General features: G+C 46.6%; 28 protein-coding genes. 12 read left to right on the top strand and 16 right to left on the bottom strand.

Annotated features, from left to right (window positions below; genetic code table 11):
- Positions 1-7: 7 nt before the first annotated feature.
- Positions 8-718, top strand: a complete 711-nt coding sequence (locus tag KNO65_RS00495; RefSeq protein ID WP_214781117.1) for a GntR family transcriptional regulator — start codon at positions 8-10, stop codon at positions 716-718.
- A gap of 36 nt (positions 719-754) precedes the next feature.
- Here the strand turns inward: KNO65_RS00495 and KNO65_RS00490 are convergent, their stop codons facing one another.
- From KNO65_RS00490 to KNO65_RS00460, 7 genes are all read right to left on the bottom strand, one after another.
- On the bottom strand, positions 755-1,486 hold the full coding sequence (locus KNO65_RS00490; RefSeq protein ID WP_214781114.1) for a hypothetical protein: 732 nt from the start codon (positions 1,484-1,486) through the stop codon (positions 755-757).
- Positions 1,487-1,501: 15 nt separating this feature from the next.
- Positions 1,502-2,563 (bottom strand): DUF58 domain-containing protein, encoded by a 1,062-nt coding sequence (locus tag KNO65_RS00485; protein WP_214781112.1) that lies wholly within the window; start codon positions 2,561-2,563, stop codon positions 1,502-1,504.
- 2 nt (positions 2,564-2,565) lie between these two features.
- The gene (locus tag KNO65_RS00480; protein WP_214781110.1) at positions 2,566-3,489 is read right to left on the bottom strand and encodes an AAA family ATPase; all 924 of its coding nucleotides are present in this window, start codon (positions 3,487-3,489) and stop codon (positions 2,566-2,568) included.
- Positions 3,486-4,259: a hypothetical protein gene (locus KNO65_RS00475; protein WP_214781108.1), complete on the bottom strand. Its 774-nt coding sequence runs from the start codon at positions 4,257-4,259 to the stop codon at positions 3,486-3,488. Before KNO65_RS00475 ends, KNO65_RS00480 begins: the two co-directional genes overlap by 4 nt.
- 150 nt (positions 4,260-4,409) lie before the next feature.
- Positions 4,410-4,901, bottom strand: a complete 492-nt coding sequence (locus KNO65_RS00470) for a DUF3916 domain-containing protein (protein WP_214781106.1) — start codon at positions 4,899-4,901, stop codon at positions 4,410-4,412.
- Positions 4,898-5,365: a DinB family protein gene (locus KNO65_RS00465; protein ID WP_214781104.1), complete on the bottom strand. Its 468-nt coding sequence runs from the start codon at positions 5,363-5,365 to the stop codon at positions 4,898-4,900. Before KNO65_RS00465 ends, KNO65_RS00470 begins: the two co-directional genes overlap by 4 nt.
- Before the next feature lie 105 nt (positions 5,366-5,470).
- Positions 5,471-6,733: an NCS2 family permease gene (locus tag KNO65_RS00460; protein ID WP_214781102.1), complete on the bottom strand. Its 1,263-nt coding sequence runs from the start codon at positions 6,731-6,733 to the stop codon at positions 5,471-5,473.
- A 286-nt stretch (positions 6,734-7,019) separates the two neighbouring features.
- Between KNO65_RS00460 and KNO65_RS15745 the strand changes: the two genes are divergently transcribed.
- From KNO65_RS15745 to KNO65_RS00445, 4 genes are all read left to right on the top strand, one after another.
- Positions 7,020-7,142: a hypothetical protein gene (locus KNO65_RS15745; protein WP_255417482.1), complete on the top strand. Its 123-nt coding sequence runs from the start codon at positions 7,020-7,022 to the stop codon at positions 7,140-7,142.
- Between the two features lie 370 nt (positions 7,143-7,512).
- The gene (locus KNO65_RS00455; protein ID WP_214688737.1) at positions 7,513-8,073 is read left to right on the top strand and encodes a VanZ family protein; all 561 of its coding nucleotides are present in this window, start codon (positions 7,513-7,515) and stop codon (positions 8,071-8,073) included.
- Between the two features lie 19 nt (positions 8,074-8,092).
- Positions 8,093-8,773: a response regulator transcription factor gene (locus KNO65_RS00450; protein ID WP_021067428.1), complete on the top strand. Its 681-nt coding sequence runs from the start codon at positions 8,093-8,095 to the stop codon at positions 8,771-8,773.
- Positions 8,763-9,905, top strand: a complete 1,143-nt coding sequence (locus KNO65_RS00445; protein ID WP_251131619.1) for a sensor histidine kinase — start codon at positions 8,763-8,765, stop codon at positions 9,903-9,905. The genes KNO65_RS00450 and KNO65_RS00445 overlap by 11 nt, the downstream gene beginning before the upstream one ends.
- Positions 9,906-10,046: 141 nt before the next feature.
- Here KNO65_RS00445 and KNO65_RS00440 read toward each other — a convergent pair whose 3' ends face one another.
- From KNO65_RS00440 to KNO65_RS00425, 4 genes are all read right to left on the bottom strand, one after another.
- Positions 10,047-11,549, bottom strand: a complete 1,503-nt coding sequence (locus KNO65_RS00440) for a PH domain-containing protein (RefSeq protein WP_214781098.1) — start codon at positions 11,547-11,549, stop codon at positions 10,047-10,049.
- Positions 11,546-12,073: a PH domain-containing protein gene (locus KNO65_RS00435; protein ID WP_214781095.1), complete on the bottom strand. Its 528-nt coding sequence runs from the start codon at positions 12,071-12,073 to the stop codon at positions 11,546-11,548. Before KNO65_RS00435 ends, KNO65_RS00440 begins: the two co-directional genes overlap by 4 nt.
- Before the next feature lie 65 nt (positions 12,074-12,138).
- On the bottom strand, positions 12,139-12,810 hold the full coding sequence (locus KNO65_RS00430; protein WP_214781093.1) for a WGR domain-containing protein: 672 nt from the start codon (positions 12,808-12,810) through the stop codon (positions 12,139-12,141).
- A gap of 68 nt (positions 12,811-12,878) precedes the next feature.
- The gene (locus KNO65_RS00425) at positions 12,879-13,970 is read right to left on the bottom strand and encodes an FUSC family protein (protein WP_214781091.1); all 1,092 of its coding nucleotides are present in this window, start codon (positions 13,968-13,970) and stop codon (positions 12,879-12,881) included.
- A 175-nt stretch (positions 13,971-14,145) separates the two neighbouring features.
- Between KNO65_RS00425 and KNO65_RS00420 the strand changes: the two genes are divergently transcribed.
- The gene (locus KNO65_RS00420) at positions 14,146-14,766 is read left to right on the top strand and encodes an NAD(P)-dependent oxidoreductase (protein ID WP_078146895.1); all 621 of its coding nucleotides are present in this window, start codon (positions 14,146-14,148) and stop codon (positions 14,764-14,766) included.
- A 16-nt stretch (positions 14,767-14,782) separates the two neighbouring features.
- Positions 14,783-18,169 (top strand): dynamin family protein, encoded by a 3,387-nt coding sequence (locus tag KNO65_RS00415; protein WP_214781089.1) that lies wholly within the window; start codon positions 14,783-14,785, stop codon positions 18,167-18,169.
- Positions 18,170-18,314: 145 nt separating this feature from the next.
- Here KNO65_RS00415 and KNO65_RS00410 read toward each other — a convergent pair whose 3' ends face one another.
- The 5 genes from KNO65_RS00410 to KNO65_RS00390 form a co-directional block, all read right to left on the bottom strand.
- Positions 18,315-19,295: a Gfo/Idh/MocA family protein gene (locus tag KNO65_RS00410; protein ID WP_214781087.1), complete on the bottom strand. Its 981-nt coding sequence runs from the start codon at positions 19,293-19,295 to the stop codon at positions 18,315-18,317.
- A 9-nt stretch (positions 19,296-19,304) separates the two neighbouring features.
- Positions 19,305-19,787 carry a GNAT family N-acetyltransferase gene (locus KNO65_RS00405; protein ID WP_251131618.1) on the bottom strand — a complete coding sequence of 161 codons (483 nt, stop codon included), beginning with the start codon at positions 19,785-19,787 and terminating at the stop codon, positions 19,305-19,307.
- Positions 19,788-19,860: 73 nt separating this feature from the next.
- Positions 19,861-20,529, bottom strand: a complete 669-nt coding sequence (locus KNO65_RS00400) for a hypothetical protein (RefSeq protein WP_214781085.1) — start codon at positions 20,527-20,529, stop codon at positions 19,861-19,863.
- Between the two features lie 6 nt (positions 20,530-20,535).
- A complete protein-coding gene (locus tag KNO65_RS00395; RefSeq protein ID WP_214781083.1) occupies positions 20,536-21,216 on the bottom strand; it encodes a BatA domain-containing protein in 681 nt (226 codons plus the stop codon).
- Positions 21,217-21,317: 101 nt separating this feature from the next.
- The gene (locus tag KNO65_RS00390; protein WP_214691275.1) at positions 21,318-21,686 is read right to left on the bottom strand and encodes a PH domain-containing protein; all 369 of its coding nucleotides are present in this window, start codon (positions 21,684-21,686) and stop codon (positions 21,318-21,320) included.
- Positions 21,687-21,805: 119 nt separating this feature from the next.
- Between KNO65_RS00390 and KNO65_RS00385 the strand changes: the two genes are divergently transcribed.
- From KNO65_RS00385 to KNO65_RS00365, 5 genes are all read left to right on the top strand, one after another.
- Positions 21,806-23,011 carry a cation:proton antiporter gene (locus tag KNO65_RS00385; RefSeq protein WP_214781082.1) on the top strand — a complete coding sequence of 402 codons (1,206 nt, stop codon included), beginning with the start codon at positions 21,806-21,808 and terminating at the stop codon, positions 23,009-23,011.
- Between the two features lie 98 nt (positions 23,012-23,109).
- Positions 23,110-23,406, top strand: coding sequence for a hypothetical protein (locus tag KNO65_RS00380; protein ID WP_214781080.1), 297 nt, complete (start codon positions 23,110-23,112; stop codon positions 23,404-23,406).
- 25 nt (positions 23,407-23,431) lie between these two features.
- Positions 23,432-23,902 carry a helix-turn-helix transcriptional regulator gene (locus KNO65_RS00375; RefSeq protein ID WP_214781078.1) on the top strand — a complete coding sequence of 157 codons (471 nt, stop codon included), beginning with the start codon at positions 23,432-23,434 and terminating at the stop codon, positions 23,900-23,902.
- Positions 23,895-24,179, top strand: coding sequence for a hypothetical protein (locus tag KNO65_RS00370; protein ID WP_214781076.1), 285 nt, complete (start codon positions 23,895-23,897; stop codon positions 24,177-24,179). Before KNO65_RS00375 ends, KNO65_RS00370 begins: the two co-directional genes overlap by 8 nt.
- An 18-nt stretch (positions 24,180-24,197) precedes the next feature.
- Positions 24,198-24,602 (top strand): nucleoside 2-deoxyribosyltransferase, encoded by a 405-nt coding sequence (locus KNO65_RS00365; RefSeq protein ID WP_214781074.1) that lies wholly within the window; start codon positions 24,198-24,200, stop codon positions 24,600-24,602.
- Positions 24,603-24,615: the final 13 nt, after the last annotated feature.

The raw sequence follows: 24,615 nt of genomic DNA, 5'->3' as shown, positions 1-24,615 counted from the left end.
AATGACCATGCTAAAATATCAACAGATTGCGAATGAAATCGAACAATATATTAACGAACAACAGTTAAAACAGGGGGATAAGCTCCCTGTCCTGGAGCAGATGATGAATCAATATGCAGTGAGTAAGAGCACCATCACGAAAGCTTTAGAGCTGCTCGAACGAAAAGGGGTCATCTTTCAACTGCGGGGAAGCGGCATCTTCGTCAGACGACATAATCGACCCGGCTATATGAGCCTCTTCTCGACCCAAGGGTTCAAGAGCAATCTCGGAGACCGTGTCTTGACATCTGATGTGATTGATGTGTCTGTCGTGAAGCCAGACTCGACGGTTGCAGAGAATCTCGGGATTGATCTGTCTTGCGATGTGTATCGGGTCGAACGGGTAAGGTATGTGGATGGAGAGGTGCTCTGTCACGAGGAATCCTATTATGTGAAAGCTATCGTCCCCTATTTGAATCGCGAAATTGTGGCAGACTCTATTTTCGATTATGTCCAAAGCGCGCTCGGCGTCACGATTGGATTTTCTGACATGTATCTACAGGTCGGGCGATTGACGGAAAGTGAAGCGGAACACCTCGGATTGCAAGAGAATGATCCGACACTTCGCATCGAGACGATCTTCCATCTCACGAATGGGAAACCATTTGACTATTCCCGCATCACCTATCATTACACACATTCACAGTTCGTCATTCAGGCGAACGGGCCCTATATGTAAAGACAACCCCTCATGCGCGCATGAGGGGTTGTTTAATCATTTACTATGCCTCTTTTTAGTCAGTCGATACGTCCAATATCCGAATGGCAACATCGCTAACACCGCAAAGCCAATCAATCGATTGGTGCTCGATGTTGGCTTGTTTGACTCTTCCTCATCCGAATAGCCATCCGCTCCATCCATCATCCCTTCTTCGGCATTCCCTTCAATACTTTCATGCTCTTCAATCAATAAGGTTTGAAACGCCTCAGTTGAAATCGCATCTCCGCTAATCATCTGTTTTGAATTAGATGTCAACGCTGTCAACATGTTCCCATCATAATCAAACCATGCCGATTCTTCTATGTACTTTACGAGATTGCCTTTTACGTTCATCAACACTTTGGGAGTTTCTTTGTCAGAACCGAACGTTGAGAACGCATATGTACCCGCTGATTGTTCATATGTTCCGATCACGTTGACCGGTTCACCATCTTGAAAGACGGTCGCCACAAATTCTTTTGTTGGGACGAACGTACACGTTTCCCCCGTTTTGTAGCAAGAGGATGACGGGATATAAGTCTCCAACAACGGACCGAACGTGATGTTCTCACTGTCCGTCATATGATAATTAGCCGGATCATCTCCCTGAATATGATCCATCACAATGTCATAAAAATATGCATCTGCAAAACGTTCCGCCGAAGATTCGGTCATTTCGGCGGATACGATTGTCGTGCTTGCAAGCAGTCCGACACAACATATGAGTAAGCCCGTCATTCGTCGCATGTGTTTCTCCTTTCATTACCCTGAAGATTTCAACAACATCGCGTGATTGATGTGAATCAATTCGGCGTGCGGCTGTTTGTGACGACTGACATATGACGTGAATCGCGATGACGCAACAAACGCGTTCGATTCATGAATCATCGCCAGTCGGACGAGAATGAGCCGTAATTGTTTTCTTCCTTCTCCCAGTGTAACACGGTCGACTTGGTTGTTTTTGTCGAGTCGGTTGATTAACAGTTCCACTTTACAATCTTCTTTGATCAAATAAGAGACCCAATACGCCGTCTGTTGAATCAAGTCTTCGTATTGCGCATGGAGCCCGTTCCCGAGCGGACCGCTCAAATCAAGGGAAATCGTGAATGTGTCGAGATTTTGTCGTTCGAACACTTTTGCCTGTACATGACCGACCTTTGAAGTGGCGACCCAGTCAATCTGTTTAGCCGGTTCCTTCTCATATCGTTTTGCACTCTGAATCATCAACGGATCGTTCAACGGGGAGTGCTTGACGATACGGTCACCCATCCGAATCATGCGAGATTCGGTGATTGGTGACTTCGTGATGGTAGGTAACACAATCCATGAGGGCATATCCATCTCCTCATCCGTGAAAAAAAGAGTACCTAAATAAAACGGTAAGGTGACACGCATCACACACGTATGAATCGAAGCAGGTCCACGCTTCACAGCCGAGACGCTCACATGATGTATGTCCTGTTCGATCCTGGTGTCGTATGCCTGTGACCCGTCCTCGAATACCATCCGTTCATTACCCTCTAGTCGAATCAATAGCGGAACACCAAGGGCAATGATTCGCTCATACCCATCAATACGGACGATACATGATGTCTCATCGTCGATGAATAAGAGATCTTCTTTCTGCCGGATGGAAAATGAGACTTCGTTTGAAAGTGTTCGAATGATTCGTTTCCGGATGAACATGACGATTAATAATGCTCCGCATACATAAGCGATGGGCCATACATAAGGCATCCACATGGTGAGAAAACCTAGACTGACATAAGCCGGCCAAAGTTGGTCCTGAAGAATGGACGGTGTACTGATTTCGACCTGTCGCATCGTTACACCTTTTCGACGGGGACAGTTACGGACTCGAGTACGTCCACCAACACTTGTCGCTTCGTCGATTTGATATCGCCTTCAAGGGTAAGGGTCAAGCGGTGCGAGAGAACGTGTGGTGCAACGGCTTGGACGTCTTCGGGTGTGACAAACTGACGGTCGTTCAAGTACGCATAGGCTTGTGACGCTTTGACGAGCGCAAGCGTCGCCCGTGGGCTCGCCCCGACTTCGACTAACGGATGTTGCCTCGTCTCGTGGATGAGTGCGAGTAAATACGTGACAACATCTTCATGAATCCGGATATTCTCGACTTCTTCTTGTGCTTTTAAAAAAGCTTCATTCGTCATCAAGGCATGCACTGTCTGTCTCGTCTTTGAAATCGTCTGCAGAATCAAGTTCCGCTCCTCGTCTGCCCCAGGGTACCCGACTTGAAGGGACATGAGGAAACGGTCGAGTTGAGCGTCCGGTAGCGCGAACGTTCCCGCCGACTCGATCGGGTTTTGCGTCGCGATGACAAAGAACGGTCTCGGTAGCTGATAGGTGACGCCACCGATGGAGACTTGGCGTTCTTCCATCGCTTCAAGCAAGGCGGATTGCGTTCTCGGGACGGCACGGTTTACTTCATCGATGAGTAAAATATTCGTGAAGACCGGTCCGGTCCGGTTCTCGAACGTCTGGGTCTGCATATTGAAGAAGTCTGAACCGATGATGTCAGAAGGCAGCAGGTCGGCTGTGAATTGAATTCGAGCGAAGTCTGCCTCAAAGCTTTTGGCGATGCTTTTCGCAAGTAACGTCTTCCCCGTCCCAGGTACATCCTCTAGCAAGATATGGCCGTTCGCCAATAGCGCTGTGCAACATAATTTTGTGATTTCTGGTTTACCGAGGTAAATGCGGTCTAATTGGTCCAATACGTGTCGGATGGTCATGAGTTCGACTCCTTTTGTGTGCGTAGTAGGTATTCATCAAGTTGTTGGGTGAACGCTCGCTCACGTTGTGGTGAGATGTTTCCATCATCATAACGTGTCTCTAAATAGGTAAGTAGGGATGCATCGAGCTCGATTCGTTTCGCCCAAGTCGACAACGTCTCAGTTGGGCGACGACGTTTATATGGAGGTAACGCTGCTTCGAATTGAATCAACTGCTTTCGGATAGCCGATGCTGGTAATGGATGAACCGTTCGGTTTATCTGCATCGACGCGTTGTCAGAAGTCACTAGCGAGTGATCCTCGATATCTAACTCTCCCTCCTCGCTTTGTTTCTTCGAAGGGCGTCGTCTTTTCCAGAGCCACCATCCGAGCAAGATAAGCAGTCCGGTTATCAAGTATGGGAGGTAGGAGACGCTGCTCGTCTCTTCTCCTGACGGGTTTCCGTAAGAAGGTGACTCGTCATTAATCTTTTCTCTTGGAGTTCCACCTTTGTCTTTTGAAATTTCACCTTTAGATCCCATATCGATTCCTCTTACATTGTCGTCAATAGGTGCATTACTGATACACCATCGTTCTACATCAACGACTTCAATCATTCCAAATAGCTTTCGTTTGTCCCTACAGTCCAATACCCAACTCGTCATCTCGCTCCCTGAGATATTTAATGATTGGTAGTAACGGTATCCCAGTTGACCGGAATAGGAGATGAGGGCGACGAGTAGTAATGAGAATAGAATCCCTGACACAAAAATCGTTTTGGCTTGTTTCATTGGCGTTTCCGTTTATGTATATTCGGTTTCATCTCAAGTGACGGCTCCTTCCATAGTCTAAATCCTTTTTTTGGAAATAGGATTAAATGGATTATACCATGAACTTTTACGGAATATTCAGTTATTTTTAGACAAAAGAAAAATGCCCGTTCATTGAACGAGCATCCACAATTCTCTACTTTCATCTTCTTCTTCGAACAACCATTCCTTAAATCCATATACGCGAATATCCCGGACACTACGGATGACCCATTTGTTTAAAGACGTTTTTTCATGAGGAATCGGAATCCATTTTTGGTGGGATGAATCACGCCGCATAAACAAATGTAATACCTCTTCATCTTGAAACACGAGAAGCTCAGAGTTCCAGAGTGTAGGTAAATCTAGCAGCACGACGACCCGCATTCGTTCATCCACACGCAACTCTACTAGTTGTTTCGCTTCATCGAGCAGAATATGGATGAGTGACTGTTTGATTCGGGCACTATGTTGAATATCTAGTAAAAAGTTTTGTCCGACCGGAATCTTGGCATACCAATAATCATTATGAAACTCAGTTGGAAAATCATGATGATTTTCTTGGAAATTACGCTGAAGACGACTTAACTTTCGTTTCAGACCACGCACTTTCCGATGTCTCATTTCAGGATGGACTCGACTTGCTTCATATGGTGCCGGTCATGCTCGATGAACTCCCCGATGATTACATGTAACGAGTAGGGGACACCTTGATGCGGATCATGTGAGACGCCATTCGCTGTCGTTTTAAAAGTCAGCGCTTCTTCACTTAAGGACTCGAGCATGGTGATGAGTGCTCGTCGACTGTTAAGGGATTCCTTCAGTACGGTCTCACCTGTCAACTTCTCCGCTCTTTTCGTCGCCCGCGCGTTAAACGAGTCAAAGTCAGGGAAAATCATCCCTTCCCCGTTCTTCACCGATGGGATGATGACATTCAATAGATGATTGTCCCAATGGGCGATATGTAAAATGATTTGCTTGATGGACCACTTCTCCGAGTCGATCTGTTTATTCCAATCAGATTCACTCAACTTTTCTAACGACTCGAGCCATTCTGTGTACGATGCGAATTCTTGAATGACTTGCATTCAATCCCCTCCCCGTTCTCTTTAAATTACTGCGATTATAGCACGAACGAGTCTTTTCAAATCAAAAAACGGCACCGTTCTTCATGAACGATGCCGTGCGTATCTCTATAACCAGACTGGTAATGAGAAGAAAACTAAGAACAATACGGTCAAGACACCGACGACCGGACTGAGCGATCGGTAGCCCTTCTTGAACAAGACGATCATCGTGTACGCGATGAATCCGAGTCCGATCCCATCAACGATGGAATACGTGAACGGGATCATGATGATGACAAGGATTGCTGGGAAGGCATGTTCCCAGTTATCGAGCGGCAAATGCTTCACGTTCTGGAACATCATCATTCCGATGATAATCAACACTGGGGCAATGGCCGTCACTGGGATGATTGCAAAGAGCGGTAGCAATAAGAGCGATACCACATACAATCCAGACGTGACGAACGAAGCGATCCCGCCTCTTGCCCCGACAGATATCCCGGCAGCCACTTCGACCGTCGAGACCGTCGGGCTTGACCCGAACATGGCCCCTGCCATCGTCGAGAGACCTTGCGCGACGAGACCTTTCGGCGCCTCTTCTTCTTTGCCGATTGCCCGTGTCTGATTCTGAATCAAGCTGATGTTTTCAATCAACAAGACGAGCGTCAGTACACCGACCGCGACTATAAAGAATGGAGATGCAGATTCGGCGAAGGAGATGTTCCCGAATACCGTACCGAACGACTCGAAGAACGGTGCCAATGCGAAGCTTCCCGTCCAATCTAACGTTCCCATCACGGCACTTAGCCCGACACCAAAACCAATCGTCCAAAGGAAGCTGCTCGGTCCCATCTTTAAGAACAACAAGATGGCGACGAAAAGTGATAAAAAGGCCACCTGGACGTTACGCTCTCCGAGGTCACCGATGTGGAGCAATGCCCCGCCCCCACCTGAGACAATTCCAGCCGCCTCAAGACCGATCAAAATGAGGAAGAGGCCGAGACCGACTGTCAATCCGTCATGAATGATTGGTGGAAACGCGTTCGCCAATTTCCTCGCGACTTTGGTGACCGTCAATAGTACGACGAGTATACCTGAGACGAATGAGACGGCGAGCGCACTTTGCCAGCTCAATCCCATTTGTAGGACGAGCGTGTACGTGAAGAGCGCATTAATCCCCATTCCCGGTAACAAGAGAAGCGGCAAATTGAAGAATCCCGCAATCAATGTCCCGATGATGCTTGTCAAAATCGCTCCGACGAGCGCTCCCTCGAACGGGAGTCCGGCTTGTGTCAAGATTGCCGCGTGAACGGCCGGGATGTATGCTGTCGCCAGAAAATTCAGCACGCCCCCGTATGTTTCTGTTTTCCATTCTGTTTGTTTTGCCATAGGAATCAATCCTTTATTGGCACCCTCACCCACCCATGTGGTTATACACACGAGATTGATTATATCCTGTCAGACATCTAACAAGCAAGAGTGATTCGACTCAATTCCTTCTTTGGACCCATTCATGAGACCGATTCCATCAAAAGATTCATTTTATAAAACAGGAACGTTTGTTCTTGTTTTCGGCGCATTTTTGCGAACAAATCTGTTATAATGAAGAAGCAGGTTAACGCAGCAATAGTGGGGTCAGCCGCCAAGTCCACAATGGAGGAAGGCGGTGGTGCGGATGGAACAACTATGGACCTGGGTTGGCGACTATGTAATCGTCCCGATCCTCGCTCCGATCATCGTTCACTTGGTTTTACACCAAACATCCGATCGTGCAACGTCTGAACGCACAAAAAAATGACCCCCTCCGCGCAATGAGATGGGTCACTTTCTGATTCACTAACCATTGTGGCGGCTGGGACCACTCTTAAAGTGGTAGCCTGTAAGCCAGAGGCCGGTGTGTCCAGCACCGGTCTCTTTCTACTTGCATCATACCATACTTGTTCCCATTTTTCAGTAACAGAAACACAAAAACGGTGAAGTTGACGTGACGATTGATAGCTGTCCGTCCGACATCATTCAGAGACCACGTTTCTAAGCCCGTTGTTCAACAGTTCGAGGCAGAGCAAAGCGCTTTGCCTTTTTTAGATTTCATTTATGACTCCTTTAAGAATTCTTTAAATCTGCCATCTACACTGAAGACAGTTCAAATTCTTAGGAGGTTTATTCCCATGTATAATCAGAATTATTCAGTTATGTTCACAATCGAATCAAGGGTCGTTCTCATCCCACTCGCCATCCTCGGACTCATCACGTTACTCGTCTGGTCGTTTCGCAAGAAACATGTAAAAGCCGCACAAACTATTTTACTTCTATCATTCGGGATATACTTATTAGGCGTCCTTCACTTCGTGTTTTTCCCGATTGACGTCAATTTAGGAAAGTATGCGAATCAAGTTCCGTGGTGGAGAACGATTAATTTTATTCCGATTTTGACCATCGATGTGTATTCATTTGTGCTGAATGTCGTGATGTTCCTCCCGTTCGGCTGTTATCTTCCATTTTTGAAACCGTCGATCACGAAAAAAGAAGTACTTAAATTAGGATTACAGTTTAGTCTGATCCTTGAATTGATTCAATTATTGGTGCGCACGACACTAGGCAGTGGACGAAGCACGGATGTGAATGATTTATTGGCAAATGCGTTCGGGGCGCTCTTAGGGTTCTTACTCGTTCGCTTCGTCGTCCAATACGCCCCGTTCCGACGTTTGTATCAGAATTTCCAACTTTAATTCGCGAGGGAGTTTCAGCATGACAAAAATCTTGTTAGTGGATGATGATGTCCAAATTGCAGAACTGATTGATGTGTATGTAAAAAATGACGGGTATCACACGACGATGGCAACCGACGGGGAAATGGCGCTTGACTTGTTCAACCAAGAATCGTTTGACTTAATCATTTTAGATTGGATGATGCCTCGGATGGATGGGCTTGAATTTTGTAAGCGGGTGCGCCAGACGAGCCAAATTCCGATCTTAATGGTCAGTGCCAAAGTGGGTGATATGGATAAGATATTGGGATTGACGACGGGAGTCGATGACTACATCATCAAACCGTTCAATCCGCTCGAGTTGATGGCACGTATTAAAGCATTGCTGCGCCGTTCAAACTATAACCGACCAAGCGAGTCCTCAAGTGTACAAGCTGGCCCTTTCCTCATCGATCGAGCCAGCCACACCGTCATGATGCAAGAGCAGACGATTCGATTGACTGCACGTGAATTTGAGATTTTGTATTTACTGGCGAAACATAAAGGCCGGGTGTATAGCTCTGAAGAAATATTTGAGGCTGTCTGGCAAGAGCATGGCGTCGGGTCGAACCAGACGGTGATGGTTCATATCAGTAACATCCGCGAGAAATTACATGCTGTCGTGCCACATGAGGTCATCATTCATACGGTGTGGGGAGTGGGATATAAAATTGAGACATAATATCTGGCGCGTCATCACGTTCATCCCGATGTGGAAACGTCTGCTGTATGTAGTTATTGCTTTCGGGGTCGCCACATTGAGCGGTATGCTGTTACTGCCTGTCGTCTGGTACTTTGAAGAGTCATCACGATTTATGGAGAGTCTGATCATCGTGTTGTCGTATTTCCGTGAAGGTGTGTTCTTCCTGTTTTATAGTTTGATGGTCGCCGTTTGTCTTGTGTTGATTTATCAATATGAGCGTAAACGATATTTACAGTTTCACATTGAGCGGATGACTTCACTTGTCGAAGAACTCCACGCCGACCGTGATTCGGTTGAACCATCTGTCCCGCCAGAGCTAGAACGATTGATGGCAACCGTACGCGCCATCTCGGACAGTGCGGCAAAAGCGGAGCAGGAAGTGCTTCAAGCGGATCGGTTGAAACATGAGCTCGTGACGAACGTCGCCCACGACTTGCGCTCCCCCCTCACGTCAATCACGGGTTATCTTGACTTGATTCACAGCGACCGTTACCGGGACGAGGTGGAGTTGCGTCATTACATCCAAGTCATCCATGAGAACGCGACCCATCTGAAAGGCTTGATTAACGATATCTTTGACTATACATTTCTGCAAAACGACCGGATCGACCTCCAGACAAGCGAGGTCCGTCTCGATGAATTGCTCAATCAGCTCATCATGCAGTCGACGTTACGTCTCTCGGAAGTTGGAATGGAAGCTCGATTCAGCTCCTCAGCCGAACGTCCCATCGTGGAAGGGGATGCGTTGAAGCTCGTCCGTGTGTTTGAGAATATACTCGAGAATGCGATTCGTTACGGGCGTGACGGAACGTATATCGATATGTTCATCGATGATACGGATGAAGCGGTCCTTATCAACATGACGAACTATGGCGAGGAGGCCATCCCCTCCCGTGACATCCCTTACGTGTTTGAGCGATTTTTTAGAGTGGAACAGTCACGTGCGCATTACACCGGTGGATCAGGTCTCGGTCTTGCCATCGCCAAGTCCATCATCGATTTACACGAGGGCGAGATTCACGTAACGAGCCAACCAAGAGAAACAACGTTCACAATCATTCTCCCTAAAGTCTCTTCCAATGCTGTTCATGAAAAATCATGGCTCGTGTGACCTACACGCGCCATGATTTTTCATGAACACAAAAGAGAATCAACTTCAAGCTTATGTCGGAGCGAGCCCCTTAAGCCGATTAAAAAAGACGAGCCACTCGCAACACGAGGGGGCTCGTCGATCACCTGACTGGGTTATCCGTTAGCCCGGTGTTTTCATATCTTCCTGTACCGTATAGCGGGAGAACCAGTTCAGCATGGCGTCCGCCTCTTCTTTCGGGATATCATCGATGGTCTCGACTGATAAGAATCCTCCACGTGTCGAGAACTGCACCGTACATAACCCGAAACGGCGCTGCAAGAGCGATTGCTTCACTTGAATCTGTTCGATCCGTGGTTTGTCCGTCAAGAATGAGCGGACGTTAAACGCTCCCGTCCGTAATTGGATGAATTGATCCGCGCGGACATATTTTGTGGTAACAAAACTGAGGACGCGTCCCCCGATGATGATGGCCCATAAGAGCAGGAGCCACCAGGCATAATCTCGGAAGAAATAAAGCACGAGTCCTGAGATGATGAAGCCGAACCAGCTGATTCGGAGTAGTTTGATTCCTAAGGCACGTCTAGGGAGTCGATGTAGTTCGTCCGACCATGTGAAGTGCGTGAAGTGTTCACGGAGTACTTGCATCGCCCGGTCACGACGGACGAACGGGAGAATCGTCGACGATTCATCTTTCAATTCATCCATCGTCCCTGCTGCGACGAGTTCGACCCCGACGATGTGGAACCAGCGACGAATGAACGTCTCTTTGATGCGAATCGCTTGGATTTTCTCATATGGGATCTCTTTGGCACTTCGGTTCAACAATCCCTTCTCGACGCGAATGCGTTCCCCTCTCCGCTCAAGTCGGAAGTTCCCATACTTCAAGAAATTGATGACCATGCCGATCACGATTGATACCATCAACACTCCGATGACGAGAAGACCGATGGCGATGATGGACGCATGGACGACATAATCTTCGACTTGATTAAACGCCCCATCCAAGTTGATGAAGTCGTCGATTGACGAGATAACCGTCGAGGCGACCGGGAAGATGGCGAACACAGAGAGCGACGTGATGGATGCCAATACGATTTCGCGCGTAGATAAGGCGTACAACAGACGACTTGGTACCGGTGCTGCCTGTGCAGGCGTCTCATCCGACTCTTCTGAGTCATCTACCGCTACTCCGCTTTGTTTCCGATGACGGACCTGTTCGAGAATCTCTTCCAGTCGTTTGGCTTCAGTCGGGAAGACACCCGCTAATTTGAAAGAAGCATCGTCACTGTTGGCATTCGTATCGAACGTCAATTCGACGACACCAAGCAACCGATAGAGGAATGGACTGTTCGAATGAACACTTTGAATCTTATAGAGTGGAAGCGATTTTTCTTTTTTCAACCAATTCCCTTCGATGACATAGACAGTCTTTTCATCGAGGGCATATCGGAAGTTTAACCATCCGAAGAACTTTTGAACAATGTCGAGTAATAGGAAGAGTAAAATCCCGACTCGGATGATGATACCGAATGTCGAGTCCCAGTCGTTATTGAGCACAAAGAGTAAGACGATTGGAATGGCGAACGACTTGATGACTTCGAGAATACGCAGCACCAAAACGCGACTCGGGAGTCGATGCCATGTTAACGCGGTCTCGGTCATACGACATCCTCCTCTTCAATGCGTGCATAGATGGCAATCTGTTCACGGAGTGTTTTTGCGAATGATTCTTCAATCGCATAGATTTCGTGTGAACCGGCCGCTGTCCCGATGGTGATGGTCTGTAACCCGTATTTACGGAGAATCGGTCCTTGCTCCGCATGAACATATTGGACCTTCGTCATCGGGATGAGCACATCATGTGTCGTGATGATCCCATGATGAATCCGAATCTCGAGTGGCTGAACGTCATACGTGAATCGTTCTTGCTTCCACTTTTGGAACCAGATGAGATCAATCAAGCTATAGACGACATCGATGACGAGTAGCACAATCAAACCAATCTGTATCCAAGTCGGCCAGTCGAACCAGTAAGCAGCCGCCACGAGAGCTCCTGTGACGAGAAGTCCGATGAGATAAAAAATCGCACTTGATAACCGAAAGACCGACCGTGCCTCAATCGGAAGCGTTCCGCTGATTCGTTGTGGTGTGACACCTTCTTCAGGTGTCGGTGTTGTTTCTGACATGGTGAATCCCCCTATCGTTCATATGTATCTGTCTCTATTGTATACGTGTTTCTTCTCGAAAAGTTTCAGGATTCGGTCGGGAATGTACTTAAGCGTGCATATAACTCATCAAATATAGACTGATCCTCTATTTCGAAAGCTTGTTTTAATCGATGGATGGCTGCTAACCCTGCCACTTTCAAATCATCCGTCAGCTTTCCCGTCATTTTTATGGAAGCAAACGCACCCGCGACGATGACTTGATCACATGTATAGGCATATTCATACGTTGACCAATCTTCTGGACCGGAAACATCTCGATCAATCCAACTTTCAATTAAGGCGTAAGCGTATGAAAGATAACAAAGGTCTCTATCCTTTCGGAGCACTTCTTCGTACATAGCCAATGCATCGGCTCCAGCATCATTCCCGAACGGAGCATATTCTTCCGTACAATCCACATAGAATTCATCGTTGAAACATTCCTGATATTTCGGATGAGAGGTCAGAAAACTCGGTCCAACTTCCGGGTCATCCACATACATATGTTTGTTCCAATCAAAAGGGCATTCAACATATCCTTTTCTCAATTTTTGACGAATGAGTTTTTCCGCTTCTTTCATACATTCCGAATCGGATTCAAAAGATTTTACTTGTACCTTTCCGATTGTCCCAATTTTTCCGTAGTTTACAGCAAATTCATCACCTATAACGATGATGTTCCAATACTTTGTGATGTGTTGAAAAGACTTCTTCATCCTCAATGCCCTCTCTTCTATACGAAAAATAACTCTCTTAAAAAACGAGCCGAATATCGGCCCGTTACTCAGTCTTCAAAAAACCATTTCTTACGTGGTTCCACTTTTAAGTTGTCCCCATGTTTCTTCATTTCAGTGACAAGGTAGCGTTCGAGTTCATTCATCGCCTTGACCCAGTCAGTCATCGTCGCCACGAGCGGCACGACGATGAGAATGAGTTCTTCCTCTTCTTCTCTCATCTTCTCAATCATTAACTTCGCAAAGTCAAAGTTCTCATGGATGAGATCCTCTTCTCGATCGATGAGGTGCTCGTTCTCAAGCTCATAGGCTGAAAACAGACGCTCATGTCGACGCAACAAGTGACGAATGTGGCGATACAGCTCTTCGCTCAATTGTGGAGGAAGTTGTTCAATCGTATGAAAATCATGATCGAGCTTCTCGATGACATGAAGCGCGGCACGGTTCGTCTCAATCATTTTAGACTTCAGGACAGCTCGACGAAAGATCGGGGTCTTCTTCTCAAGCCATCGATTCGCTTTAATTTCTTCTTCAAAATAGGCGTACGTTTGTTTTGAGTCGCTATGCAACTTTTTCGTCTCTGGTAACGAGTCGAATGAGGAGCGGCCGCCTTCCGTCTCCGCAAACAAGCGTGCGATCCGAACAACCATTTGAAATGTGTCGGTGATTTGTGCTTCGAGTTTCCGCTCGTAGCGAGGTGGGAACAACAGTGCATTCACAATCAATGCGACCGTAATCCCCATCATAATGAGTAGGTAACGTTCGCCCGCAAACACCCACACCGGCATATCCGACTGGCTCGCCCCTTCCATGATGAGAATCGTCGTCAAGATGACGGTCCGTGTCGTCGATTCTAAATTTAAAAAGAGAAGAATGGAGATCGCGATGATGATGACGAATCCGATAGCGATTGGTGTCGGATTCGGAGTGAGTAGCAGAAATAAGACGGAGAGTAATGCTCCAATCAGGTTCCCTTTCATCTCTTCAATTAATCGTAGTCCGGTCTGATAGACAGACGGAAGCAGTGCGAGCGATGCGGCCAGTGCCGGGACGACGATTTGTTGGAATTGAAATGCCTCGGCAATCAGCAAGACGATTGCGACCGATAGTCCGGTCTTAATAGTTCTAGCCCCAAATTTCATGTAGTGGTGCCTTCCTCTCTTACACCTGTCATATGTATTTTTTGCCTTCTTCTTCAATTCTAAAACGTACCATATTCTTTTCAAGTGGAAATGAACCATTTCAGGCAGTTTTGTGAACGCTTCCGTGTTATGATGGCGTTGGATATTTCTTTCATCTTGATGGGGAGGGGTTTACTTGTCAACAATTGCTTTATTCGGCGGAAGTGGCCGTACAGGGGAACGGATACTTGAGCGTTTATTAAATCAAGGACATGACGTCAAACTTTTAACAAGACATTCGATGGATTCTAAGGAGGGTGTCAACCAAATCATCGGAGACGCGACGGACCAAGCAGCAGTACGAGAAACGGTTCAATCTGCAGACGTCGTCATCTCGGCGTTAGGGACGGACAAACAGAACGTATTGTCTACATTCACACCACTCGTGATCGAAGCGATGAAACAATTTAACGTAACACGCATCATCACGGTCGGGACCGCCGGCATCTTACAGGCTCATGATAGCGACAACTATCGCTTTGAAACGAAAGAATCGAAGCGTACGATGACAACCGCAGCCGAAGATCATGCCCGTGCTTATGAGTTATTACGGGATTCAGGTTTAGCCTTCACAATCATATGTCCGACTCAACTGATCGATGAGCAATCGGACGGAGACATCATCATCTCAAAAAAGGTATTAGGCACGAAACAATCAGGTCCAATCTCGAGGAACGATGTCGCCGATTTAGCAATGGATTGTTTAACGAATGATGCATATGTCGGACACCGTGTCGGCATCACGACGGAATCATAATTAGGGGATGGGAAACATGCACGAACAACGAGAACAATTAGCACGACTCGCTTTAACGTTTGAACAAGAGGAGATGACGGACGCTGCACGACTCGCTCGGACAGCCCTACAAAAAGTAACGAATGAAGAAGTCTGGATTGCCGTCTGTGGTCACTTCTCAGCCGGGAAGTCGACATTGCTCAACGACTGGCTAGAGGACGGATTCCTTCCGACAAGTCCGATTCCGACAAGTGCCAATATTGTCACGTTGCGGGGTGGAGAATCAGCGGCAGCCGTCGCGATCAATGATACGGATTGGATTTCATTAGACGCTTCTTCCCTATCAAACATCAGTGACTATTGCAAAGTCGAGGAAATTAAGGAAGTCGAGTATACGATTGACCGATTCCCGTTTGATGAACACGTCGTGTTGATGGATACGCCAGGGATTGACTCAACGGATGAACGACATCGCCAAGCGACGGAGCGCTCGCTCTTCTTGGCCGATCACTTGTTCTTCATGATGGACTACAACCATGTCCAATCGGAACAAAACATCGGACTAATGAAACAATTTAGCCGGGAAGGTCGTCCCTATTCCATCATCATTAACCAAATCGACAAGCATGATGAGGATGAGCTTTCCTTTGTGGGCTTCAAGGCGTCATTGACGAAAGCATTCCGTCATCATGACATCGTTCCAAATGACACGTTCTATATCTCACTTCGTGATTTGAAGCATCCACATAACGAAGTCGAGCGCTTGCGGTCGTATGTGCGACAAGTCATCACGGACTCGAGACAGCAGCAAGTCAAGCATGCGGATGCATTGATTCATACGCTAGTCCGCCGCAACGAAACATCGATTCAATCGACGTTGGATCAATTGCCAACTTATGAAAAGAGTCCGAAGGAAATGCAGTCACGTCTACATCGCCTTGAGAAGAAACGGGCATGGTGGACATCATTCCGTCGCGAATTTTTCAAACATCAGGCACCAATCGTCGAAAGTGCACCGATCATGACTTATGAGTTCCGTGAGTTATTACGCTCTTATCTCGAGAGTTGTTCTCCTTCTTTCAAGGTCGGACTATTGTTCTCGAAAGAGAAGACGAAGCAGGAACGAGCTCGTCGTGAGGAAGTGGCCGCCAAAGAGTTCAACCGTCTGATTGATATGAACTTACGACCGCACCTCGTGAAGTACGCGGAAGACATCATCCGAGATTTGAAACTTCCAGAGACCTTGCTACCGAAAGGCGATGTCCTCCCGATTGCACCGAGCTCACTCATCACCGAACAAGTGAAATCCGGCGCATCCCTAAGTGGTGACACGGTGTTACAGTTCAGTCGTGACATCGAGACGGCCCTTGCGTCATGGGTGACGAAAGTATCTGAACCTTGGGTCCATTCGACGGATACGTACATGAAAGCGGAAGTCGACATGCGCTTGGAACAATTTACGACTGAAGAGGAAGCGTTGTATGAAGCGCTCGATACGGAAGCGTTACGGATTCGTCTTTCGAACCGTCTGAATGCTATCGGTCAATATGAAGTGTTGCAACTTGATTCAAATCAGTTAGATCAGTTGGCCGTTCGAAACTATGTCGACGCGACGTACCTTCCTGAAAAACAGTCGAATGTTGTTGAATCAGAGGTTGCATCGACGTCGATTTTAGATGATGATGAGGACTTGTTTGATTTTAAATTTTCTTATGAGAATACGGTATGTGAAATATTAGAGAATCACCCATTGTTCCGCTCCCGAGTCTCGACATTACGTAAGAAAATCGAACGTGCGAAGCATGAGCAATATACGTTCGCCATCTTCGGTGCGTTTTCGGCCGGAAAATCGTCGACCCTCAATGCCCTTCTCGGGGAGACGGTTCTACCGACCTCACCGAACCCATTGACGGCATCGATCACAAAAATCGTACCGCCAGATGGTCGGACAAATCGAACGGCGATGATCACCTTCAAATCACGGGATGAACTTGAAGATGAGCTGCAAGGTTACGGGACTTCCCTCACCTCGCTCGATGTCGACCACCCGTTCGTCAATGCGGTAAAGGCGGCACCGCTCGATTATCTCGGACAAACGGAAATCGTCGACTATGACACGTTCTGCGCGTTCGTCGCACAAGAAGAGAAAAGCTGTATCGTGAAAGAAATTGAACTGTATTTCGACTCTCCTTGGGCACGACGTGGCATCGTCTTCGTCGATACGCCTGGTGCCGATTCGCAGTTCAATCGTCATAGCGAGGTACAGTTCGGCTACATGCGTGACGCGGACGCCGTCTTGTTCGTCACGTATTATAATCATGCGTTCACCGAAGCGGACCGGGAGCTCGTCATTCAGCTCGGACGGGTCCAGGGGACAGGAGATCACGAGATGTTCTTCCTCGTGAACGCCTCTGATCTTGCGACAGATGACGAGGAGCGGGATGCGGTCACAAGCTATGTCTTACAACAGTTGACCGCGCTCGGTGTCCGCAGACCAAGCGTCATCCCCATTTCAAGCCGAAACGCCATGAATGGGGATGACGAAGGATTCGATCGATTCGTCTCGACACTTGAACGCTATGTCGACAAAGACCTTCGCCTCGCAAACGCGATGCGTATACAGGAAGAAACGACAGCGCTACTCGCTACATTTGATCGTGTATTGAACGAAGCGAAAGAAGACGCGTCGGCGAAAGAACATCGTCGTCAACAATTGATTGCTTTACTCGAGAACCCACCGGCACTCGATATGTCAGCACTCATTGACCTGTTTGATCGGGAAGCGAAAGAACTCCTCGCCCACCTCGAGACGCGTTCGCTCCTCCGCCTCTCGGACTTCGTCAAGGAGACGTTCCATCCGGTCGAGGTCGACGGATCGAGAAAGAGCCTGGAGCGCGCACTCGGACGTACACTCGACAAATACGCCTACGATATCCAGCAAGAGCTCCAAGTGTTCCAGTATCGGTTGGAGCGATATGTTAAACGCGAATTCGTAGCCTTGGTCGAACGGTTGACCGAGCGTCATGCCTCGCTCCTTCCGACGCTTGAATTTGACCATGACCTCGACGTGGAATGGTTACGAGAGGCTGTCGAACCGATTCATCTCGAGACATCACCTTATCAGTCGGTATTGAAGCGCTATAAGAATGCGAGTCAATTTTTCGAGGGAGACGGACGGACGCAACTGAAGGATGAGTTGACCTCACTTCTTCGCGATATGATTCGGTCGCGTCTTGAAACGATTCATACGAAGCAAATCGAACGGGCCAACACGGAAATCAGTAAAGCTGAAGTCGAGATTGAACGAGAGTGGTCGACTCAATTGAAAGAACTTGCCGATGCAGAGCTCAGCATGTTGACGGACAACCATTCCTTTGATGAGATGCATGAACGTCTCGAATCGCTCAGAAAGGAAACGGTATGAACACATTACTGCTCATCGGACTCATTCCCGCTGTCGTTATGACGATTGTTCTGGGGCTGTTTCTGAGATATCTCTATTTGAACAAAGAATAACGGGAACGGTCCTCGATGCACACATGACATCGAGGACCGTTTTAAGTTTGTATTTATTTGTCTGCTGGATAGACCACGCCAAGCTGTGTTCGAACGTTCGTCATCACATCAGCAAGACGAACCATGTCAGTTGCTGAATGCGCAACTGTCTCTAAATTCCTAGCTTCGATTGCTCGAACGAACGCTTCGATCTCATATGACATGGGAGCATTCTGCGCGTCTGATATGATTTCTGACGTGCCATCCCGTAACTCTAGACGGACTTCATCGCACGTCGCAATATCATTGATGACGATACGCCCTTTTTCTCCGATGATTTCAGAAGGAGTCGATGTCGCATGGATCTTTGAGTGCATGACAATCACATCCAGATTGTCATAAGAGAGAATAACCGTTCCGCTCCCGTCCACTCCAGATTCTAACGTAACCCCGCTCGCCTGGATATCATTCGGCTGACCAAACAGTTTTAAGGCAGGTCCGAGGAGATAGACACCGAGGTCCATCAACGAGCCGTTCGAAAAATCAGGGTTGAACGTGTTCGGATTCTCCCCTCGTTTATAGAGGTCGTATCGTGAAGAATACTGTGATTTATTGAAGACGGCCCGACGCACCGGCGCGATTTGCTCCATCGCCTCTTGTATCCGTTCGAGGTTCGGCATGAACAAGTTTCGTAATGCCTCAAGTAAGACGACCTCGTTCTCCTTCGCGACTTCAATCATGCGGGTGACTTCCTGGACGTTCGAGGCGAGTGGTTTTTCACAGAGGACGTGCTTCCCATGCTGCATGAACAAGATGCTCTGTTCGGCGTGAAGTGAGTTCGGGCTCGCAATATAGATGGCATCGATGACATCACTCTGCGCCATCTCTTCAAGTGACGTGAACGTATGTACAATGGAGTGATTTTCTGCGTATTCTTTAACACGTGATTCCGTGCGCGAGTAAAGTGCCGTCACTTCTACGTCATCCAACTGATTGATTGTTTCGATAAACCAGTCTGTGATGAAATTTGTACCGATGATGCCGAAACGGATCATGTGAATTCCTCATTTCTCTTCTATCAGTTTTTTGGTGAGTATGATTTCATCCAATAAAGGAATTTTATCATAACCAATAAGAGGGATTGTCGATTTCTGTTTTCTTGCTCGAGTGACCGCATTGTGAATGATGCGGTCTAGACGATAGCCACGACGTTGATAAAAGCCAAGCGCTCTCAAATTATCATTGGTTGTGATGACGATTAATTGCTTAACTCCGTGCTGCATACCAATTTCTTCAACAGCATGGAATAAGTGAGAGCCGATCCCACTATTCTCTATCAGACTATCAAGAGATATGATTTCTACTTCTTCATCCCGAATAACATACGTAACAAGATCGTGAATTTGATTTGTTTTCATGTAGACAAATCCTTCGAGCTCTGCACAATCGTATGTTCCCGAAGAAACGACCATTTGAGTTGAACCCCAATGTTTAACAAAAAAATTGCGAATATCTTCTTGCATACTAGTATTGATTGGTACAATCATTTAGTTCATCCCTGTCTATATATGATTAAAAATACGGTATTCGAAATATATTGCAAGCTATTATACTCTCTTATTATTTGGTTTCATTCTGAGAGACTTCGGCACGTCTCCTCTCCTTAAACGGCCAACGATAAGTCTTTTCCTCATTTCCGATATAGGCTACACCGTTTTCAATAGTCAACGAGGAACAGTCAAGGAGATGACGTGGCATCGGATAAGAGTCAATCCGTCCGTCCACTTGGACATGAACGAGACGACCGTCGATTGAAGAGATGACCCACACCCCCTTCTCTGATGCACACATCACGTCACAATCATGAAGGACCGGGGCATTTCTGACTTCTTGATTATAGCGAAAACGTACGGCTCCCTCTGTTGATAAGCAGACGAGTGCCTCGGTCGAGACCCCTTCTCCAAAGATACCCTCGTCCCCATACCCGATCCAGATTCCCGTTTCATTTATAACGACTACTGCAATCGCGTTACCTGCGTGAAATGAATGTTTGATGTCTCCGTCTGCATCTAACACCCACGCATTGATTGGTTCCCCTTCTAACGTAAATGCCCAGATGAACAAGTGATTCTCGTCAATGATTCGAATACCCGCCACATATTCATGACGTTTGAAGTCCATAATCAACCCATTCCAATGGATGTAGAATTGATGATTGGACTTGACCAAACGAGCGGAACCCAATGACTTGCGCGCATCGGAATCAACCACCTCTATTTCATCGTTCATACACCATCACCCCTTACCGTCTTCGAATCGCTTAAACTCCAACGCCGCTCGAAATCGTCTAGATTCTTCATCACTCACCACTACATCCATATATCTCGATTTCCAATATGGGGAGAGGTCCACTTCTTCCACGCCGATCCGCTTGAACCAATCTCTCACCGTCTCATTCGACTGGTGTCTTGAGGCAATCGGCAAGTCCAGATTGAACTGGATGAGCGCATTCCGAATCGCATTATCGGTCCATTGAACCTCTTTGGATTCCACAAATCCATTTGCTTTAGCCTTACGCTCTCTTCGTTTTACGGCGTCACTCAAGAAATCAATGGTCGAGACGACACGCTTTCTTTTCCTTAGCACGCTGAGCGTCAAAATCAGAAGAACAATCAAACCCCCAATAAGGAACCATAACCAGTATGAATTTCCCGACTCGGTTACTGTCCCTCCTGTTTCGAACGTATAGTCTAAAAAGTCATTCTTCAAGAATTGAAAATCCTCATCATCTTTCAGACGAAACTTCCCTCCATATTCATCACTGCTGGTTCCGTCCTCTCCAGAAAAGAAAAGCACGATTCCACCTTTTGTCGGGTCGTGAAACCATTCCCAAAATAAACGAGCCAGATGGATCAATCCAGTCACCAACACCAAACTGCCGAACATCATCATCAATAATCGGGTTGTAAATCGCATCGTAACCTCCGTTACACATTATGTATGATCGTATCATGTATAATAAGAGATTGTCAGAAAAATCCAAATAAAAAGACCGAAAGTTTTTTCGGTCCACTGTTTTACAAAATTGCTTCTGCGAGCAAACGGTCGAACTTACGCACATCCACTTTTTTATTCAGATTGATTTTAATCGTTCCGGCGCGAGTGAACAGCTGGACTTCGGAATTAAAGTCGAACATCCTCCCCGCATTCTCCGTCGAGTACATATTGATTGAGTCGTACGGAAGCGAGTAGACCTCAATTTTTTTACCCGTCAGTCCTTGTGCGTCACGGACAATCAAACGTTTGTTCGTGAAGACGGCGACGTCACGGACAGTCTTATAGGCAGCGACCGCCCGCTCCCCATCGATGAATGACTCCGTGATATCATTCGGCACCTCACATTCGGAATAAAACGTCCAAGATAACTCTCCAATCGGGTTTCCCATATTGATTCCTCCCTGAATAAATGACATGTACTACCACCTATATTCCACATTTTTCGTTTGATTAGACCTCGAATGGGAAGATAATGTATAGCATGTTGATTGTAGAGGAGGACGTCGTCATGATTGCGCAGCAAATCATCACATTACTACTGATTGGCTATTTCATTTATTTGATTGATTCCAAACGAAATTATTTTCCGGTTCCGGTCATCTTGGTCTTGATTGGGATTGGTCTCTCATATATCGCTTTTTTTGATTCGGTATTCATTTCAAAAGATATGATCTTCGAGGTGTTCCTACCGGCACTTCTGTTTACATCGGCTTATCAGTTCAAATACAAAGATTTGAAAGACAATATCGGGATCATCACGATATTGAGTACGGTCGGTCTTGTCTTGACTGCCATCTTGATGGGATATGGCACGTTTTGGATCAGTGAGTTGTTTACACCACTCAGTTTGACCGCCTCTTTCTTATTGGCGTCCATCTTGATTCCGACCGACCCTGTTTCTGTGACCGCGATTTTAAAGCGGAGTAAAGGAGAGAAGCGGATTGCGGACGTCGTCGAAGGTGAATCGATGGTGAACGACGGGACGAGTGTCGTCATCTTCACGATTTTTCTTAGTATGTTCGCAACGGGAGAGCGGTTCTCCACGCTTAAATTTTTAAGTGAATTTTTGATAGTGTCTGCTGGAGGAGTCGGGATCGGCTTCGTCTTTGGATTTGTACTTAAAAAATTGATGATTGTCAGTTTTAAAAAGCATGAACTCGTCATGTTGACGATTGTCATCGCATACGGGGCATTTTATCTCGCCGACGCGCTAGAAGTATCGGGTGTCCTTGCGACCGTCACAGCCGGCATGATGCTTTCTCATGAGCTCGGCATGAAAGAGGACTACGAATCGGTCCAGCGACACTTGAATGGATTTTGGGACATCGTCATTCCGATATTGCTCGCTCTCCTGTTCTTATTGATTGGAATCGAGGCGACCAGCTATTTGTCTGTATCGCTCTGGACGTTCGCTGTTATTTTATTCCTACTTTCGCTTCTGACCCGGTTCATCGTCGTCGGCGGTCTTGTTTATACCGTTCCTGTATGGCGTAGAGAATTTAAAGACGATTTGACAGCGACTTCGCTCCTTACTTGGTCCGGGATAAAAGGAACGATGTCGATTGCCCTCGTCCTCTGGCTAGAGGCAGAGAACATTAACGGCTCGAGCGAAATGATATCTCTTGCATTCACCGTCATTTTACTCTCTCTGATCTTACAAAGCATCGGTGTCTACCCATTAACGACCTATTTAACGAATAAACATGACGAGTGACGGAACCCTTCCTTAGAGAAGGGTTTTTTACATTCTGAAATTGACATCGCCCACTTTTAGTGTAAAATTACACTTGTAATATACTAGGAGGTGATTCGTTGGAAAACACTTCAACGCCATCCGCTGCCATCTCTACGGGGATTGTGACCGTCGTGCTTGCACTCATCGCTTCGTTTCTGACTCCATCGTTCTTGAAGGTTGGCATCATCTGGGATATCGTTGCGTTCTTAGTCATCGGGATTGCAACATTCAGTTTTACATACCATTATTATCAATCAAAACGATTGACCTACTGGCAATACATTTTCTGTTATATCATCGTCTGCCTGCTCTTATTTATCGTGTTCCTCGGAATCTCGTGGATTTTGATTTTCATAAGCTCAGCGACGCTGTAAGTCAGATAAACAAGAAGGAGCACTTATGCAAAAATCCGAATTTATTGAACAAGTCTCTCGAAAAATGAAATTGATTCGTATCGAATCTCAGTATTCACAGGAAGAGATGGCGAACTTACTCGGTATTTCAAAAAAAACGCTCATCCAAATCGAGAAGGAGCGAAATGAAGCGAGTTGGTCGACGATTGTGACGCTATGCGCCTTGTTTAACGAAAGTGAGATTCTCATACACTTGATTGGTGACGACCCCGTCGAATTCGTCAAACTGATTGCGACCGAGAACACTTATGAGCCGAAAGAAAAAACACTCGGCGGACGCGTCTTTTGGCATGCAATCGAGTCAGGTCCACATTACACCCTTCAACAAAATATCATCAGCGGACATTATCGGATCATCGATCTCAACCATGTGAGGTGGTACAGCACGTTTGATGCAGAGGATGCCGAACAGGTAAGGTCGAAGTTGGAACATCAACGAGAGGGATTAAATGACTAAAAAACGTAAAGATTTAATGATAGCTTTAATCCTCATCATCTTCACAATCACTTATATTTGGTACGTTCCAAGCGTGACAAGTGGCACGATTGGATTCATCGGCACAATCATTTTACTCGTCCTCTCGTCGATTTTTACCACACGCTTGATTCAATCATACGTTCCACTTACTTTGATGAAATTCGTCCTAATGATTATGATTTCTTTCCTTGTACTTTGCTGCTTGTTGATCATTTTATTTTATGTTGTGGCTCTTTACCAGATGAATCATCTATAACGAATTGGAGGTTTTCAGATGCGATTTTATGTCGGTTCAAGCTTTTCAAACATCGAAGAAGTACGGTTCATGCGTAATGAGCTGATTGCGCTCGGTCACACCCATACATATGATTGGACTCAAAACGAACGCGCCACATCGATTGATGCATTACGCTCGATTGGCGAAGAGGAGGTTTCTGGAATTCAATCAGCGGACTTTGTCGTCATCCTATTGCCTGGAGGTAAAGGCGCACATGTTGAACTCGGGATTGCACTCGGAATGAACAAACACGTTTTCCTATACGATTTGGGTGATCAGATGATGAATATGAAGGAGACGAGCACGTTTTATCATGTGAATGCGGTACAACGCTTGGAGGGACCGTTCAACGCCCTCCCCTACCAAATTCAAGATCGATTGAAGCTCTCTAATCACGTTTGAGCTGATGCCCTTT

Origin of the sequence: Exiguobacterium sp. S3, assembly GCF_018617295.1 — a bacterium.
Classification (GTDB): Bacteria; Bacillota; Bacilli; order Exiguobacteriales; family Exiguobacteriaceae; genus Exiguobacterium; species Exiguobacterium profundum.
Note: the sequence above shows the minus strand (reverse complement) of the source record. Positions and strands in the feature narration are given on the sequence as shown.

Excerpts from the sequence above, each read along its gene's own strand:
- KNO65_RS00495 (WP_214781117.1), top strand. The coding sequence starts at position 8 with ATGCTAAAATATCAACAGATTGCGAATGAAATCGAACAATATATTAAC.
- KNO65_RS00490 (WP_214781114.1), bottom strand. The coding sequence starts at position 1,486 with ATGCGACGAATGACGGGCTTACTCATATGTTGTGTCGGACTGCTTGCA.
- KNO65_RS00485 (WP_214781112.1), bottom strand. The coding sequence starts at position 2,563 with ATGCGACAGGTCGAAATCAGTACACCGTCCATTCTTCAGGACCAACTT.
- KNO65_RS00480 (WP_214781110.1), bottom strand. The coding sequence starts at position 3,489 with ATGACCATCCGACACGTATTGGACCAATTAGACCGCATTTACCTCGGT.
- KNO65_RS00475 (WP_214781108.1), bottom strand. The coding sequence starts at position 4,259 with ATGAAACAAGCCAAAACGATTTTTGTGTCAGGGATTCTATTCTCATTA.
- KNO65_RS00470 (WP_214781106.1), bottom strand. The coding sequence starts at position 4,901 with ATGAGACATCGGAAAGTGCGTGGTCTGAAACGAAAGTTAAGTCGTCTT.
- KNO65_RS00465 (WP_214781104.1), bottom strand. The coding sequence starts at position 5,365 with ATGCAAGTCATTCAAGAATTCGCATCGTACACAGAATGGCTCGAGTCG.
- KNO65_RS00460 (WP_214781102.1), bottom strand. The coding sequence starts at position 6,733 with ATGGCAAAACAAACAGAATGGAAAACAGAAACATACGGGGGCGTGCTG.
- KNO65_RS15745 (WP_255417482.1), top strand. The coding sequence starts at position 7,020 with ATGGAACAACTATGGACCTGGGTTGGCGACTATGTAATCGTCCCGATC.
- KNO65_RS00455 (WP_214688737.1), top strand. The coding sequence starts at position 7,513 with ATGTATAATCAGAATTATTCAGTTATGTTCACAATCGAATCAAGGGTC.
- KNO65_RS00450 (WP_021067428.1), top strand. The coding sequence starts at position 8,093 with ATGACAAAAATCTTGTTAGTGGATGATGATGTCCAAATTGCAGAACTG.
- KNO65_RS00440 (WP_214781098.1), bottom strand. The coding sequence starts at position 11,549 with ATGACCGAGACCGCGTTAACATGGCATCGACTCCCGAGTCGCGTTTTG.
- KNO65_RS00435 (WP_214781095.1), bottom strand. The coding sequence starts at position 12,073 with ATGTCAGAAACAACACCGACACCTGAAGAAGGTGTCACACCACAACGA.
- KNO65_RS00430 (WP_214781093.1), bottom strand. The coding sequence starts at position 12,810 with ATGAAGAAGTCTTTTCAACACATCACAAAGTATTGGAACATCATCGTT.
- KNO65_RS00425 (WP_214781091.1), bottom strand. The coding sequence starts at position 13,970 with ATGAAATTTGGGGCTAGAACTATTAAGACCGGACTATCGGTCGCAATC.
- KNO65_RS00415 (WP_214781089.1), top strand. The coding sequence starts at position 14,783 with ATGCACGAACAACGAGAACAATTAGCACGACTCGCTTTAACGTTTGAA.
- KNO65_RS00410 (WP_214781087.1), bottom strand. The coding sequence starts at position 19,295 with ATGATCCGTTTCGGCATCATCGGTACAAATTTCATCACAGACTGGTTT.
- KNO65_RS00405 (WP_251131618.1), bottom strand. The coding sequence starts at position 19,787 with ATGATTGTACCAATCAATACTAGTATGCAAGAAGATATTCGCAATTTT.
- KNO65_RS00400 (WP_214781085.1), bottom strand. The coding sequence starts at position 20,529 with ATGAACGATGAAATAGAGGTGGTTGATTCCGATGCGCGCAAGTCATTG.
- KNO65_RS00395 (WP_214781083.1), bottom strand. The coding sequence starts at position 21,216 with ATGCGATTTACAACCCGATTATTGATGATGATGTTCGGCAGTTTGGTG.
- KNO65_RS00390 (WP_214691275.1), bottom strand. The coding sequence starts at position 21,686 with ATGGGAAACCCGATTGGAGAGTTATCTTGGACGTTTTATTCCGAATGT.
- KNO65_RS00385 (WP_214781082.1), top strand. The coding sequence starts at position 21,806 with ATGATTGCGCAGCAAATCATCACATTACTACTGATTGGCTATTTCATT.
- KNO65_RS00375 (WP_214781078.1), top strand. The coding sequence starts at position 23,432 with ATGCAAAAATCCGAATTTATTGAACAAGTCTCTCGAAAAATGAAATTG.
- KNO65_RS00370 (WP_214781076.1), top strand. The coding sequence starts at position 23,895 with ATGACTAAAAAACGTAAAGATTTAATGATAGCTTTAATCCTCATCATC.
- KNO65_RS00365 (WP_214781074.1), top strand. The coding sequence starts at position 24,198 with ATGCGATTTTATGTCGGTTCAAGCTTTTCAAACATCGAAGAAGTACGG.